Origin of the sequence: Algoriphagus sp. UBA3586, assembly GCF_002376385.1 — a bacterium.
GTDB classification, from domain to species: Bacteria; Bacteroidota; Bacteroidia; order Cytophagales; family Cyclobacteriaceae; genus Algoriphagus; species Algoriphagus ornithinivorans.
Window position 1 is genome coordinate 1 of record NZ_DFMT01000032.1, and the last position, 15,587, is coordinate 15,587.

At 39.9% G+C, this 15,587-nt stretch carries 16 protein-coding genes; 4 read left to right on the forward strand and 12 right to left on the reverse strand.

All coding sequences use genetic code 11. The features are described 5' to 3' along the window. Window positions 1–52: 52 nt before the first annotated feature. The 5 genes from B2906_RS11685 to B2906_RS11705 form a co-directional block, all read right to left on the reverse strand. The gene (locus B2906_RS11685) at window positions 53–715 is read right to left on the reverse strand and encodes a phosphatidylserine decarboxylase family protein (RefSeq protein WP_286939785.1); all 663 of its coding nucleotides are present in this window, start codon (window positions 713–715) and stop codon (window positions 53–55) included. 71 nt (window positions 716–786) lie between these two features. Further along, a complete protein-coding gene (locus B2906_RS11690) occupies window positions 787–2,064 on the reverse strand; it encodes a Glu/Leu/Phe/Val family dehydrogenase (protein ID WP_091651090.1) in 1,278 nt (425 codons plus the stop codon). 69 nt (window positions 2,065–2,133) lie between these two features. After that, entirely contained in the window at window positions 2,134–2,973 is an 840-nt protein-coding gene (locus B2906_RS11695; protein ID WP_091651093.1) for a phosphatidate cytidylyltransferase, read from the reverse strand. Then, entirely contained in the window at window positions 2,957–3,163 is a 207-nt protein-coding gene (locus B2906_RS11700) for a putative signal transducing protein (RefSeq protein ID WP_219957727.1), read from the reverse strand. Before B2906_RS11700 ends, B2906_RS11695 begins: the two co-directional genes overlap by 17 nt. Continuing rightward, window positions 3,138–4,091, reverse strand: coding sequence for a CPBP family intramembrane glutamic endopeptidase (locus B2906_RS11705; protein WP_219957726.1), 954 nt, complete (start codon window positions 4,089–4,091; stop codon window positions 3,138–3,140). The genes B2906_RS11700 and B2906_RS11705 overlap by 26 nt, the downstream gene beginning before the upstream one ends. 37 nt (window positions 4,092–4,128) lie before the next feature. Here B2906_RS11705 and dusB point away from each other — a divergent pair, with 37 nt between their 5' ends. Next, window positions 4,129–5,121, forward strand: coding sequence for a tRNA dihydrouridine synthase DusB (gene dusB / locus B2906_RS11710; RefSeq protein WP_091651101.1), 993 nt, complete (start codon window positions 4,129–4,131; stop codon window positions 5,119–5,121). A 187-nt stretch (window positions 5,122–5,308) separates the two neighbouring features. Next, window positions 5,309–6,223, forward strand: a complete 915-nt coding sequence (locus B2906_RS11715) for a DMT family transporter (RefSeq protein WP_219957725.1) — start codon at window positions 5,309–5,311, stop codon at window positions 6,221–6,223. Between the two features lie 165 nt (window positions 6,224–6,388). Here the strand turns inward: B2906_RS11715 and B2906_RS11720 are convergent, their stop codons facing one another. The 6 genes from B2906_RS11720 to B2906_RS11745 form a co-directional block, all read right to left on the reverse strand. Further along, window positions 6,389–7,279, reverse strand: coding sequence for a peptidoglycan DD-metalloendopeptidase family protein (locus B2906_RS11720; protein ID WP_219957724.1), 891 nt, complete (start codon window positions 7,277–7,279; stop codon window positions 6,389–6,391). A gap of 59 nt (window positions 7,280–7,338) precedes the next feature. Further along, on the reverse strand, window positions 7,339–8,412 hold the full coding sequence (locus tag B2906_RS11725) for a DUF3810 domain-containing protein (protein ID WP_219957723.1): 1,074 nt from the start codon (window positions 8,410–8,412) through the stop codon (window positions 7,339–7,341). Between the two features lie 11 nt (window positions 8,413–8,423). Then, a complete protein-coding gene (locus B2906_RS11730; RefSeq protein WP_219957722.1) occupies window positions 8,424–9,005 on the reverse strand; it encodes a NifU family protein in 582 nt (193 codons plus the stop codon). A gap of 76 nt (window positions 9,006–9,081) precedes the next feature. Further along, on the reverse strand, window positions 9,082–9,816 hold the full coding sequence (locus B2906_RS11735) for a ThuA domain-containing protein (protein ID WP_091651121.1): 735 nt from the start codon (window positions 9,814–9,816) through the stop codon (window positions 9,082–9,084). A 169-nt stretch (window positions 9,817–9,985) separates the two neighbouring features. Further along, window positions 9,986–11,080, reverse strand: a complete 1,095-nt coding sequence (locus tag B2906_RS11740) for a DUF4249 domain-containing protein (protein WP_286939789.1) — start codon at window positions 11,078–11,080, stop codon at window positions 9,986–9,988. Then, window positions 11,073–13,487: a TonB-dependent receptor gene (locus B2906_RS11745; protein WP_286939791.1), complete on the reverse strand. Its 2,415-nt coding sequence runs from the start codon at window positions 13,485–13,487 to the stop codon at window positions 11,073–11,075. Before B2906_RS11745 ends, B2906_RS11740 begins: the two co-directional genes overlap by 8 nt. 193 nt (window positions 13,488–13,680) lie before the next feature. On the opposite strand from B2906_RS11745, the gene B2906_RS11750 reads away from it, so the two are divergent. Continuing rightward, window positions 13,681–14,145 (forward strand): hypothetical protein, encoded by a 465-nt coding sequence (locus B2906_RS11750; protein ID WP_091651130.1) that lies wholly within the window; start codon window positions 13,681–13,683, stop codon window positions 14,143–14,145. Here B2906_RS11750 and B2906_RS11755 read toward each other — a convergent pair whose 3' ends face one another. Further along, entirely contained in the window at window positions 14,146–14,964 is an 819-nt protein-coding gene (locus tag B2906_RS11755) for a purine-nucleoside phosphorylase (protein ID WP_219957718.1), read from the reverse strand. Window positions 14,965–15,059: 95 nt separating this feature from the next. Between B2906_RS11755 and B2906_RS11760 the strand changes: the two genes are divergently transcribed. Then, complete coding sequence (locus B2906_RS11760) at window positions 15,060–15,584, forward strand: NADPH-dependent FMN reductase (protein WP_091651988.1); 525 nt, start codon at window positions 15,060–15,062, stop codon at window positions 15,582–15,584. The last annotated feature ends 3 nt before the right edge of the window (window positions 15,585–15,587 follow it).

A 15,587-nucleotide genomic window follows, 5' to 3' on the forward strand; every position in this document is an offset into this window, starting at 1 on the left:
TGCAATTATTACTTGAATCTGGGCCTCGAAATTTTGATACATCAAAAACTAATTATTTTTTCAATCTGGCTAATGGTGTTCTACCACCTTTCGTCACTTGATCTAGGGAAACCAGAATCTCTGCGTCAAGAGGAACGAAAACATCTACTCTTGATCCGAATTTGATAAACCCGAATTCTGCACCCTGATCTAACTGGGAACCTTCCTTCACATACCATTTGATTCTTCTGGCCACTGCACCGGCTATTTGCCTCACCAAAATTTTCATTCCGTCATCCAGCTTCAAAACCATGGTAGTTCTTTCATTTTCCGTACTGGATTTAGGATGCCAAGCTACCAAGTATTTTCCCGGATGATATTTAAAAAACTCAACTACACCACGGATTGGAGATCTATTAACATGCACATTGACAGGTGACATGAATATAGATATCTGCTTTCTTTTTTCTTTAAGATACTCGTCTTCAAAGGCTTCTTCAATAACGACTACCTTGCCATCAGCCGGAGCCAAAATCACTCCTTCTTCCTTTGGAATCTGAAAGATTGGATTTCTAAAAAATTGCAACACCAGCAAATAAATCACAATACTACCCAAAATGCTGACATTGAGCCAAAATCTCGCATCTGGATAGAAGTAATATAATAGATAGTTGGCTGCCACTAAAATGATCAACAACCAAAATAATAAAACTCGTCCTTCTCTGTGTATGGTCATAATATAAATGATAAGAGGCGTGAAATTACTTCCACGCCTCAAAGATAAGTGATTCTTACAATTGATGCTTTTTAGAAGCCACCACGATAAGTATAAGTTTTCGCAACTTTATCAATTGCAACGATATAAGCAGCAATTCTCATTGGCACATCATACTTCTTAGAAGCCTCATATACATGCTCAAATGCATCTTTCATGATCCGGTCAGAACGTCTGTTAACACGGTCTGCTGTCCATTTATAACCTAATCTGTTTTGAACCCATTCGAAATAGGATACAGTAACTCCGCCGGCATTTGCCAGAATATCCGGAACAGCCATAATTCCTTTTTCATTAATTATGGCATCAGCCTTTGCCGAGGTAGGTCCATTAGCACCTTCTACAATCAGCTTCGCCTTGATGTTATCAACGTTTTTCGCAGTGATTACATCTTCCACAGCAGCAGGAACCAATACATCTACTTCCAATGTCAGTAAATCCATAGGATCATCCATTCTATCACCTCCGGTGAATCCTTCTAGGTGCCCTCCATTGGAATCTCTGAACTGAATTGCTTCCTGTATGTTGATCCCTTTCTCATTGTAGAAAGCTCCTGTATGATCAGAGATAGCAACTATTTTCAATCCTCTTTCTTCCAAAAGCTGAGCAGCCCAAGAACCTACGTTTCCAAATCCCTGAACAGCGCATGTAGCTTGGAAAGGATTGATTTTCAGTTTTTGCATCGCAGCCAAAGCTGAAACCATTACCCCACGACCAGTTGCTTCGGTTCTTCCTAATGAACCACCAAGTACCAGAGGTTTACCGGTAACTACTGAGTTCACAGTCATTCCATGAGCTTTGGAGTATTCATCCATCAACCAAGCCATTTCTCTTGGTCCTGTACCCATATCTGGAGCAGGAATATCCTTATCAGGTCCGAAAACATCAATCATAGCCATGGTATAGGCTCTCATTAATCTTTCGATTTCTCCTTTGGACATTTCACGAGGGTTACATCTAACGCCTCCTTTACCTCCACCGTATGGAATATCTACAACAGCACACTTCCAAGTCATCCAAGCAGCCAGTGCTCTTACTTCATCTATATGTACATCAGGTGCAAATCGAATCCCACCTTTTGCTGGTCCAAGAATATTGGAATGGACCACACGGATTCCTTCGAAAACTTGAATTTTTCCATTATCCATGGTGATGGGTAAGGAAACAATTACTTGACGGGCCGGATTTTTCAACACATTGTAAACCTCATCAGAAAGTCCCAGCTTTTCAGCTGCAATGTTGAATCGTTCCATCATTGACTCCAAAGGATTCTCTTTATCCTTAATCGGAGCCGGTTCAATGTAAGCCATATTGGGTTTTATTTGAGTAGTGAAATGCGATACAATATTAAGTAGTTTTTCAGATTCCCTAAGCCAGAATTAGAAGATTTTCAAAAAAGCGGTGATAAAAGGGGCGGATAATAACAATCCGTCAAATCTGTCCATAAATCCCCCATGTCCCGGTAATCCTTTTCCTGAATCTTTTATTTCAATGGATCTTTTGAAAAGAGACTCTATCAAGTCTCCATACGTACCTGCTATGATGATGATCCCGGAGATCACCAACCATTTCCAATCTTGGATAGAGTGAAAATATCGTGCCACCAAAAAGGCGACTGCTATGGCCGAAAAAGCTCCGCCCAAAAACCCTTCCCAAGATTTTTTAGGTGAAACCCTCTCAAATAACTTTGTTTTCCCAAACTTGGTTCCTGCGAAATAGGCTCCTGTATCCGAGGCCCAAAGAATCAAAAGGCTCCCTAGAATTATTTCAAAATGGTAGACCTGATCTACCGAAAATACCGCAAGGTTTAACAAAGAGAAAGGAACTGCTACATAAAAAATCCCCAAATAGGTGAATGCAACCCCTGTAAATGGTTTTTTATCTGTTTTCTTATACAGCTTGATAAAAAAGGTCAAGGAAATGATCGGGAATATCAGATAAAGATATTCTTGTGGCAAACGCTCCTTTTCTATCATAAACGTCAGCGTAAAAATCATGAGTCCAAGGAAAGTCCCAAAGCTCTTCAAAGGCAACATCCCATCCAAACCACAAAGCTTATAGAATTCCATTTGGGCAAAGCCCAAAATTGCTGCAAAAACTATGAAATAGGTCCAATCTGAATAAATGATAGAAGAAATTACCACCACTGCACCGACTAAGGCTGTGATAGCTCTTTGCCCCAAATTACTGTAATTATTAATATTAAAACGAGATCTCATTTTGAATAAAATTGGTGGCCTTCATGAGATTTTCCTTGCTGACATGGACTTCATATACCCCTAGAAACTGATAAGCTGTTTCTTTTTTGCTTAGCACTACCGCTGGAATATCGTTTTCTTCCAAAACTCCTTTGACTATTTCAGCTCTAATCTGCTGTGGACTTTCAAACACCTTGATCCAGTTCTCCATTTGATTGGGGCTTATATTTCTTAAAGTAATGGATTCCTGCCAAAAGTACCAATAATCCACCCAAAGCTAGGGGATATGAGACATTATCTGTGGACTCCAAATCAAAATCTACCAATCCTTGGTTGGAGGCATAGACCAATAATACGGTCAAGGAATTATTGAGAATATGGGCAATAATCGGATACACCAAACTACCTGAATACACATATAAATATCCAAAGATAGCTCCCAAAAATACCCTAGGCACAAAGCCATAAAATTGAATATGAATTGCTGAGAAAATAATGGCAGTCAACCAGATGCCCCAGTGAACTGAGCCTGTATATAAGTGTAACTTAGGCTGCAATACACCCCTGAAAAACATCTCTTCACCAATACCTGCAAGTACCCCAATCACCAACAAGCCTGTCAATAGCTCTGGAACAGATTGAAAATCAGTTAAAAACTGAGTTAACTGCATCAATTGGTCCTCCATGGCTTTCATCCAACTTTCCAAGGCCGAAAGAGATTCAGGCAAAACCAATTGAGAATTCCAATACACCAAAAGTCCATTGAAAAACATAGCCCCAAGGGTAATTGCTACCATGACCCAGAATTTCTTGAGACCAAACCTTGAAATCTGTAAGTCCCAGTTTAACTCTGCTTTATCAATCCATTTAATTATGATCCAAGCAGCAAACCAAAAGCCTATCCCTGAGCCAATACCCTGAATAAATAACATCGCCATGCGACCATTGGGAATACTGCTATCCCCTGACATGAGGGACATGATCTGAGAAATTGATAAATCAAAAAGGGGAACTGCGAGGGCGAGGGCAAGAGATTGGAGTAAAATCAGGACTCCAAAACCTACTAAAACTATGACTACCAAGGACAAAAGCCAGCTCTTGCGCTTACCTATTTCTGCTTGAGTTTCGTATATCTCCATATTTGAGTGTAAATTTACGCCAAATTTAGAATTAGCAGTGGTAAAGATAGGAAAGTTGGAGTTGGGAGAATTCCCATTATTGTTGGCACCCATGGAAGATGTGAGTGATCCTCCATTTCGTGCTGTGTGCAAACAAAACGGCGCAGACTTGATGTATACTGAGTTTATCAGTTCTGAGGGGCTGATCCGAGACGCAGCCAAAAGCGTCCAAAAACTCGATATTTTCGATTATGAGCGTCCTATCGGGATTCAGATTTTCGGAAATGAAATTGAATCTATGAGGGAAGCTGCTGCTATCGCCGAAGAAGCCGGGCCTGACATTTTGGATATTAATTATGGTTGTCCTGTTCATAAAGTAGCCTGCAAAGGTGCGGGAGCAGGTATTCTTTTGGATATAGACAAAATGGTATCCATGACTGCTGAAATTGTCAAAGCTGTCAATATCCCAGTTACAGTGAAAACCAGACTAGGCTGGAATCACGAAACCATTCGCATTGTAGAAGTTGCAGAAAGACTACAGGACGTAGGAATTCAGGCTATTAGTATACATGCAAGAACCAGACAGCAGATGTATAAGGGTGAAGCGGACTGGTCGTATCTCAATTTGGTAAAGGAAAATCCCCGATTGCACATACCAGTCTTTGGAAATGGAGATATAGATTCTCCTGAGAAAGCTGCAGAATACAAGGCAAAATACAATGTGGATGGGATGATGATAGGAAGAGCCTCTATAGGTTATCCCTGGATTTTCAACGAAATAAAACAATACCTTCAGAACGGAGAGAAACTTCCAGCCCCAGATTTGGATGAAAGAATTGCCGTAGCAAAAAAACATCTGGATTTTTCAGTAGAATGGAAAGGTGAAAAATTAGGAATACTTGAAATGAGAAGGCATTACACCAATTATTTTAGAGGAATGCCCAATTTCAAACAATATAGAACCGAAATGGTAACAGCAGAGTCCTATGAACATGTTTGCGAAATTCTCCAACAGGTAGCTCACGCTTATGCTGATTATGAATTTTCTTAATTCTAACTTGAGCCCCGACAATTGTTGGGGCTTTTTTTTGACTTCTATTCTGTTTTTGGCAAAAAAATCAAAAGACATCACAGTCATTTTCATCTCAACTTTGAATATTTGGGCTTGATCAACTTTTTTAAACAATTCTGAGTTGAATTCGCTTTTTTTGCCGTGCATTACTCACCCACCCAAGCGAATGTCAACTGGAGAATCTGAAAACACTTTAAAAAACTGGGGCTTCTTAATCGTTTTAGCTTTAGTTTGGGGAAGCTCTTTTATTTTGATAAAGAGGGGGCTGAATGTGTTTTCCCCCGGAGAGCTTGGCGCCTACAGGATAGTTGCTGCGGCTACCTTTCTGCTTCCGCTTTCGATTCCTAAAGTAAAAAACCTAAAGAGCCATCAAATACAAAACCTTATTTTGGTGGGCCTCGTGGGAAGTTTCATTCCTGCATTTCTATTTGCAAAAGCACAAACCCAGCTAAGCAGCTCCCTAACTGGGGTTCTGAATGCTCTTACCCCATTATTCGTTGTTTTGGTAGGTGCTATATTCTTTAATTCAAAAATCACCAGACGAAATGCCATAGGACTATTCATAGCCTTTTTAGGAGTGGTAGTTCTGGTAACCGTCAAGGAAGGGAGTGGATTTGGAGCTTTTTCGGACATCAATGCCTATGCTTTCTTTGTCATTTTGGCCTGTACTTGCTATGGCTTCAACCTCAACCTGATCAAGTTTCGATTTGTGGAACTTAAGCCGGTAGAGATCACAGCCATCTCTTTGCTCATGGTTTTGCCTGCAGCACTGATCTATTTAATGGCAGGAACTCAGTTTTCCTACAAGCTGGTTTCGGTGGAAGGCGCTTGGACTGCATTGGGATACGTTACACTTTTAGGAGTCTTGGGAACAGCCCTAGCACTCATCATTTTCAATATGATGGTGAAAACAGCAAGCCCGGTTTTTGCAAGTTCTGTTACCTACCTGATTCCAATTGTAGCTATTATGTGGGGAGTTTGGGACGGAGAAGTTTTGCTATTTGGGCATTATGTTGGAATAGCGGCGGTGATCTTGGGAGTATGGATCGGGAATAGAAAAAAGAATAAAAAAATAGCATGATTATCTGGAATCTTGCCAGTAGCCATCTAGTCTTTACTTAAATGGGTTAGACACTTTGATTTCTATCATCAGAGAGACCGAAGCATCCAGATTCTGATCCTTTGGGCTCCACTAAGGTGATTTTTTTACTTAATGGAAGAAATTCTGATTAACATGAAAAAATTTTTATTTACCCTCATAGGCCTTCAATTCCCTTTTACTCATTTCGGCTGTAATTAGCTCTTTGGGATGCTCCACTCCGAATGAGCTCGATGACTCAACTGCGGTTTCCTTGCCTGCTATCCAAAATTTAACAGGCTCTACCATATATTTTAGCTTCCCCAGATTATCCTTTTCGATTTTAGTAACGGTCATTCTAATATGACGTCCATTCTCATAATTTTCACCTCCAGATATAGCCAAAACATCTCCGGGAAAGACCTCTTGACCTAGCTTTACTTTTTGAGAACCTCCTTTCAATACCATCAATTTGGTCCACGTACCATCCTCATGGTATATTTCTATATAGTTCTCTTCCCTTGTAAAAGCTAGATTTTCTTTGCCTTCGATCAAGTCCATATTCATATCTACTATTACTCCCTTTCTAGGAGCTACAATTTCCACTTCATCATCAAATCTAAAAGAGACTCCGACATAGGTGTCATTATTGGCTTCTGAACGAATCCTGTTTTCAATATGGGTCATTTTGCCCCCAAGAACTTTCACGCCTTCCTCAACAGGGATTAAATAAACTGGTTCTGTTTTAGATTTAGCATAGATATTTCCTTTCAGATAGGTGTATTTAAATGAAAAATTAGTTCCCTGATTAGCATTCACCTTTTTAAGAGTCGCCACCTTGGACTTACCGGGGTTGGCTACTCCCAGGGCATAAGTCCCGCCTGTAGGACTAAGATTTTGAAGGTTGGAAAACTCAAATTGGATCGTATAGGGAATTAGACTACTGTTTGTAGCATAGATTTGAACATTTCCATCGGAATCTCTTTCTGATTCAACTGTTATCTGGGCAAAAGAAGATGAAAATATGAAGAGGAAAAAGGAAGCAAAAAGGGTTCTCATGAAAATATATGGTTTGAATCTAAAAATATAGCCAATAAACTAATTGCACAATTTTTAATTCAAAATTCTTTCATTCGCTCTCTCCATGCATAGGCTAACATGGGGAGTTGTTGATAACTGTTTATTCCTGCCTTGACGCCTTGAGACTTTAGGAAAATATCATTCGTTTTCCTACTTATCTCCAATGATATGGGTTGATACTTAGCATTTTCAGCCTGAATGGACCTAATATCATTACGTACACTTACATCCAAGGTCTTGAGCCATTCTTTATACTGGTCAGGGGCCATTCGATAATAATCTCGGATTTGGTAAAGCAAGAGTCTCAGTTGACCTGAGTACCTCAAAAGAGGATCATTGGAATTGGTACAAATTACCCAAGCTATAAAGTTTGCTTCTCCTTCGTCTGTCACTCCATAGCTGTGCGCCATTTCATGAGCAACGGTAAATGGTCTTTCCAAAGGATGAAGCGTGGGGTCTATGTAACTTTCACCGGTAAAAGGGAAATAAATCCCCAATATCCCCATTTTACGCATGAATCCGGGTGGTGGAAATAATTTGGTTCGTGGTCTTCCTGTGAAATTCAAACCCAGCAAATCCAGATTTTCACTCATATTTCCTCTTACCAATTTTTCCAATTCAGGATAGGCTATTATTTCTCCTATAGCCGCGGTATCAGTGGAAATTTGCCCTCTGTATTGAGTCACCAAGCGTTGGGTGATCTGAACTTCAGATTTGATTTGCTCCAAATTCAGAGACTTAGGTGTCAAAGAAAGCTGTTTGAATATGGGTGTTCGCTGATAATTAAATCCCCAAAGAACCAAAAAGAAAAAAACTATGGCTCCCAGACTATTGAGCAAGGACCTAATACTGAGTATGCTTCGATTTTTCCAGCCTTTAGTTTTGTAAAAATTGCGGATAAAGATCCCTATTAAAATTACAATGGAGAGGATAAAAAGATAAACGCTGGGGAATGGCAAATGCCCCAGCGTTAAATCAATCACATTTCTAATTCCCGGAAAGAATGTTCTGGAATAAATATCATCAGTCGCTTCTGGATAGCGAATTGCCAACCATCTTAAACCCAGAGCCATCAGGCCAAGGATTGTCCACGACCAATCTCTCTTTCCCATTATTTATAATATCAGATGCCTTCAGCCTCTACTTCCTTCACTTCGGGAAGCATGCGGGTAAGCAAGTTTTGGATACCTGCTTTGAGGGTAACTGTACTGGAAGGACATCCTGAACAGGCTCCCTGTAAAAGAACCTTCACCACACCGTCTTTGAAGGAATGAAATACGATGGCTCCACCATCCTGCTCTACTGCTGGACGGATATATTCATCGAGGATTCCTTTGATCTTTTTGACAATTTCGGAGTCATTTTCATCAAATAAAGGATCCTTATCAAAACTAGCTTGAACAGGCATTTTCCCTGCTTCCAAATATTGTTTGATATGATCTCTGATGATGGTCTGAATTTCAGGCCACTCTACTTCCTCCGATTTGGTAACTGTGACAAAATTAGAAGCTATGAAAACGCGTTCCACTGCAGAGAAGTTAAACAATTCTTGAGCCAATGGGCTATTTTCGGCACTTTCTGCATTGGGAAAATCAAAGCTCAAACCGTCTTCCACCAACATAAAATTGGCAACAAACTTCAAGGAATTCGGATTTGGGTTAGCCTCCATGTAGAGGTGAACCGGTCTTGCTTGTGCTTTTAGCATCAGTTTATCAGTTTTTTGTTGAAATAAACCCTGATCAAGGCGAATAGTTCCTGCAAAGGTAAGTTTCCATTCGGAATTATTTCATAGGCTCTCCGGTTGCTGCGTACCAAATCCCCCCATATAAATGCTTTAAAAAATCCGGATCCTCATAAGCGGACTCCACATGGCCTAAAGCTGTATAAAATACCCGTCCGCCGTCAAACTCATGATACCAAGCCATAGGATGATTTGCCCCATTACCTTTAGCTACTTGATAGGTTGATTCATCTGCATTGAGAAGCACTTTAATATTGGGATTGATATTTCTGAATTCATATAACTCATCCGTCCAAAGCCAATTTTTTGGTAAATGCCAAGTGGCCGGATGATTGGAATCTACTACTTCTAATCTCAGAGTTTGCTGCTTGGGATGAGCTAAAAAGTATGCTCCAATCAATTGATTGTACCATGGCCAATCGTATTCTGTATCTGTGGCTGAGTGAATCCCAACTACACCTTTACCACTTCTTACAAATTTTTGAAAAGCCGCCTTTTGCTCCTCATTGAAAATAGTCCCTGTAGTACTCATCAGGATAATGACATCGAATTTCTCCAAATTCTCATCTTTGAAGTAGTTGGCGTCCTCTGTCGTATGGACAGAAAACACATGGGTCTGACCCAATTTTTTCAAGGCAACCACACCGTCTGGGATGGACTGATGTCTGAAGCCAGCAGTTTTACTAAAAACCAAAGCTCGGAATTGTTGAGCTTGGGACTGCATCAAACCGGCAGTTAGGAGACAAACTGTAAGTAAAAGGAATTTAAGTTTCATAGGTTTTTTGGGGTTTGAGTTGTTATCAAACACAAAATACAAAAACCTAGAAGTCAATAAGTATTTTTTTTATTATCGGCTAATCAAGAGCTCATTTAATGCTTATCATCTAAATCGATCTCAGTAAGAAATTACAAAGCTATTCCATAGGACCCCACCAGATAATCTCCTATTGATCAAACCACCAATGAGGGGTATCGTTTGTACTATTTGGAAATTCACTGCATCGGAGGCATGTTTTTGGATATTTATCCAGCGGTCTATTTCGTTCGTAAGTACAGATCTCTGGAAGGAAAAAAGGCACGTCTGCTCTTGTGGTGTAAATTCTTTTTTGACTCACTTTTGCCACTTCGAAATATCCCAAAACAAGTTCTTCAGGATCTATGTCATTATACAAATTACCTCTAATCTGAGCTGGTGGAGTATCGAACACTGAGCCAGTATTATTGACCAAAACTTTTACCTTTTGCCAATAATCAAAAGACTCCCTGGAAATACTCACTTGTCTGACATTGAAATAATGTCTACTCAAGAAGGACTCATCCACCACGCGTTGGGCTACTATCTGCCTATTTTGATTTGTAGAAAAACCGGAGGCTTGTCCATTAAACAACGCAATTCTTTCTGGATCAGGAAAGTCAAAAACGTAGCAATCTGGGGGTGCTTTGTTGAAAGGGTTAGGAAAAAATGTCAAATTCCAATAGTAAGCCTCGTCCACATCCCATCGTAAATAGTAGGGCTCATTAGTTTCAGGAAGGCTAACTTCAGTTTGTATAGAAATGAAGGCAGTTTCGGGGGCCCCTTTAAAATTACCACGTACAAACTCATAGCTCAATTCATCTTCTCCAACAATATCAGGCATCCTTTCCGGAATAGACAGGTATCGCTTTCCCTGAATGATTATCTCAAGGTGATATTCTACCCCTGATTTGAATTTCACTTCTCTGCCGAGCATGTATTTTCCAGGTCCGATTTCATTGAATCTACTCTGGGAATTATCACTCCCTATAACAACTACTTGAGCACCCCTTACAGGTCTGGGCAAATCATTTAAAACCAAATATTGCCCTGAGTATAATGGCTCCCTGTTGGCCGAAGTGGTTTCTGACAGGAATACAAATTTATCTTCATCGAGGTTACTTATCTGTCCAGAAACAATGAGCTTTTCTGTTCCTTTATCCAAAGGAAAAGTAATCTGATCTATGCATGAGGCAAACATCAAAAAAATCAAGGCTAAGCAAAAAGTTGTAAGATGTTTATTCATTTTCTCCTCCTATCTGAATGCTATACGTAATTGAGGGGAAGATAGCTCCTAAAACTGCCAGTCTGTAAGGCCTCAATTGCCTACTATCCCCATCTTTTTGCCAAAAAACTGAATATGCATTTCGCCTCCCTAAGAGGTTATAAATGCTAAAGTTGAGACTATCGCCCTTCTTTGAAAATACTTTTTCGAAAGTGTACGAAATGTCAACCCGAAAGTAATCCGGTATTCTATACTGATTTCTCTCAGAATACTCCGGAATAACCAATCCATTTAAAATGTAACTTGAATTGACAGCGCTGACTGGTCTGCCACTGGCATAATTGACAGAAAAGTTAAACAATCCTCTTGGGTACATTTTTCTGCTAAGAATAAAATTTATCTCATGTGGCTTATCATAATTGCTGGGATACCATTCTCCCTGATTGATTTGCTTTTCTTCAAACTCCCCCAGACTTCTGAAAAAGGACCTGGAATAGGTATAAGCGAGCCAACCTGTGAGAACCCCTAGATTCTTTTTAATCATGAATTCAGCACCATAGGCTCTTCCTTCCCCAAAAACTAATTCGGTTTCCATCTGAGGATTTAAAAAGATCTGAGCAAAATCTTTGTATTCTACTTGGTTCTGAATTTTTCGATAAAATCCATCCACAGAAAACTCCCACTCATTCCCTTTACTATTTCTGAAAATGCCAAATGAAAAATTATCAGATCGCTGAGGGGGAATATATCTTGTGCTCAATTGCCAAAGATCAATTGGAGTGGGCCCGAAAGTATTGCTTACTGATTGTATGTATTGATTAAGCCTGGAATAGCTCAATTTGGCTGAAAGGTTTTGACCAAAATTCTGACGTAAGGAAATCCTGGGCTCAAACCCATTATAGTTGGCTATAGATCCTCCTTCAAAAAACTCCTGTCCAATAGTTTCTTCCCTAGTGATTGGAGCATTTTCCCTGTAGACAAAAACGGTATCAGGTCCTTTTTGGCTATAAAATGAGTATCGTAAACCCGCCACAATAGCGGTATTTTGACTAATATCCCATTCTAGACTTGAAAATAAAGCGCTTTCCAGACCTTGTTCTTTTCCAACCTGCTCAGTAGCTACATTTGATCCTTCAAAAAAGGGACTTAACTGCTCGGATTTCCCTGAATAATAGACAAGTTCGGCTCCATTGGAAATGGAAAAGCGATCAGAGGCCCATACCAAAGTGACCTTTGCCTGCTGATAATCCATCCCATTTTCTACTTGCGCAGCATCGATTCCCTCAGGGTCGAAAAAAGTATTGGAAAATTCCCCATTGGCTAATAAAGCTTTCAATGATAGCTGCTCTCCCAAGATTCCTTTATACTTGATGGAACTCACTCGATTTGACCAATCATAGCCGAATTCATCAGAAAATTTAAAATAATCGCCCGTCATCAAAGTGTTTACTTCCAAATCATGCCCTTGAGCCAAGTTCCAATTCAACCCTATGTAGGCATCATGGAAATTTAGTTCGGAGTTTTTGATATCTAAGTCTCTAGCTTGCTGCAATAACCAATTGGCGTTGGACACTCGCCCGCCAATAATTAAACTTGCCTTTTCCTTCTGAATAGGGCCTTCTAGCATCAGTTTCGCATTGGAAGTACCAATACCCGCTAGCCCAGACCAATTCTCTTTAGAACCAGAGCGCATTGCAATATTTAATGCTGACCCTGCTCTACCCCCTAAATTCGAGGGTAAATTTCCTTTGTAAAGAGTAAATGATTCCGTCACATCGGTATTAAATGCCGACAAAAATCCTAATGCATGATTGGAACTCAAAACTAAAACTTCGTCCATCAACAGGAGATTTTGATCGGTTTTTGCTCCCCTTACATTGATTCCTGAAGTACCCTCACCGACTGAGCTGACACCTGGCAAAAGTTGTAACCCTTTAAAAATATCAGCTTCTCCCAAAAACGCAGGAATTGCCTTGAGTTCGCGCGTGGTCAATTTTTCTATTCCAGTTATTGGATTTCGCACATTTCTATCAGGCTCATCAGAAAGTACTACTACCCCTTCTAACTCATAACTTTTCTCCTCCATAGAAATAGAAATAATTCCATTGTCAAAAAGTGACACTTGAGTAAAAACCGGAATTTTTGAAGTATGCCTGAAGGTGACCTTGTGCTCTCCTGGAGCAAGCTGAATAAAATATGTTCCAAATCTATCGGTACTGATTCCCGAATAAAATCCATCTACATGAACTCCTACCCCATCAATCCCCTCGCCACTTTTCTTGTCGGTAATTTTACCTGTGAGAATATAATTAATAGGATGGTTTCCTTCCTTTTTTCCAAATTGAAAACTCAAAGAGTCGGTTTGAGCGTAGGAGTTTATTGCCCAAAAAAACAGCAGGAAAGAAAATATCAGTTTTGCTTTAAGCATACTTGATTCGAGTATCAAAAAAATATGAAATTCGTATATGATAAATGTAATTATCAATCCGATAAATTACACTTCAAAAATGTCAAAGCTTTAGAAAAACTTGACAAAGCGTATTTAAAGGATGATAAAGGCATTAAAATGCTTTAGCTATTACTATTAAATTTACACATTAGAAGACCATAAAATTCGAATCATGAAAAAGCTAATGCTTCTTTTGCTGACAATTCTTGTGTTCGGTGCCTGTAAAGAATCAGAAGAACCGCTTCAGGATGCTTTTGTATTTGGGAGATGGTCAGCCTTTTGTACGGGCAACTGTATTCAGATTTACAAGCTGGAAAATGATAAGTTGTACGTAGACAACTTAAACTCATTTAGGGAAGCCGCCACCATTACTTATAAGCCTACACCTTTAAGTAATCAGTACGTAGCGAAGGCAAAATCACTAAGAGATAGCTTTCCCCAATCATTGTTGGAAAATCCCTTCTCTGTAATTGGATGCCCGGATTGCGCGGACCAAGGTGGTATTTATTTGGCTTTTGACAATCGTGAAGGGACTCTATATTGGCAAATAGATGCAGATGAAACTACCTGGCCTGAAGTGATCAGGCCTTATTTGGAAGAATTGACTGAATTTATAGATCAGTTGCCACAGGATTGATTAAAGAGCCTGAATCAATTCCTTCATAACTCTCGCCATGATAGGTTCAGCTTTGGCAGCTGCCTCCAAGACTTCCTGAAGGGTAATTTTCTTTATTTTCCCTTCTACACCTAGATCAGTTATGGCGGAAATTCCAAAAACCTCAATTCCTGATTGTCTGGCCACCAAAACCTCCGGAACTGTACTCATGCCTACTGCATCAGCTCCAATAATCCTCAAATATTTATATTCTGCAGGAGTTTCCAAATTTGGGCCTGATACGCCTGCATACACTCCTTTGTGTAATTTGAAGCCTAAATCTTTTCCGATCTTTTCTGCCTTTTCAATCAGTCTTTTTGAGTAAGCATCACTCATGTCCGGAAATCTTGGCCCAAACTCATCCGGATTGTGACCTCTTAAAGGGTTTTCAGGAAATAGATCTATGTGATCGCTGATTATCATGACTTCTCCTACCTCTTGATTGGGATTTAGCCCTCCGGAAGCATTGGAAACGAAAAGTCTTTTTACACCCAGCGTCTTCAAAACTCTTACAGGAAATGTCACCTGCTTCATAGAGTACCCTTCATAGTAATGGAATCTTCCCTTCATGGCCACGACTTTTTTGCCGCCGAGAATTCCAAAAATAAGTTTGCCTGAATGACTTTCAACGGTGGAAACCGGGAAATGAGGAATATCCGCATAATCGACTTCCAAGTCAGGATCGATCTGGTCACCCAGTTTACCCAATCCAGTGCCGAGAATAATCATATTCTCTATAGGCTCAGGATAAAGATTTTTCAAAAAGTTGCTCGCTTCTGCAATTTGAGATGGATAAGTCATAGAAGTTTAGGTTTATCGCAAAGATATTAATATTGCCCTAGCTACGAACTTTTACCCCCTTTAGCTTGTATAGCTTTCAGCATAATTTGAAAAAAATGATTAAGATCATAGTCGGAACAAACCGCAAAAACTCTGTTTCCAAACAAATCGCCCTATACTATCAAGGCCTATTGAGTCAAAAAGGAGTTGAATCTGAAATTCTGGAATTGGAAGATTTGCCTTCGGATTTTATCGAGACAGCTCTTTATGAGAATAATGGAAAAAATGAGGAATATAATTCATTCCATCAAAGGGTAGCAGATGGGAAAAAGTTTGTCTTCATCGTCCCTGAATACAATGGGTCATTTCCAGGGATTTTAAAATCATTCATTGACGGGATGACCTATCCCAATACCTTTAGAAATAAAAAAGCCGCACTAGTCGGCCTTTCTTCTGGAATCGGGGGAGGTGGCATCGCATTGAGCCACCTCACCGATATATTCCATTACCTAGGAATGCATGTTCTTGCTCTCAAGCCGAAGCTCGCTAAAATTGAGCAAAATATGTCAGATAACCTGCTCACCAACAGGCTGTATGTAGAACTGCTGCAATCCCAGGCAGAGATGCTGCTTGATTTTTAGGAC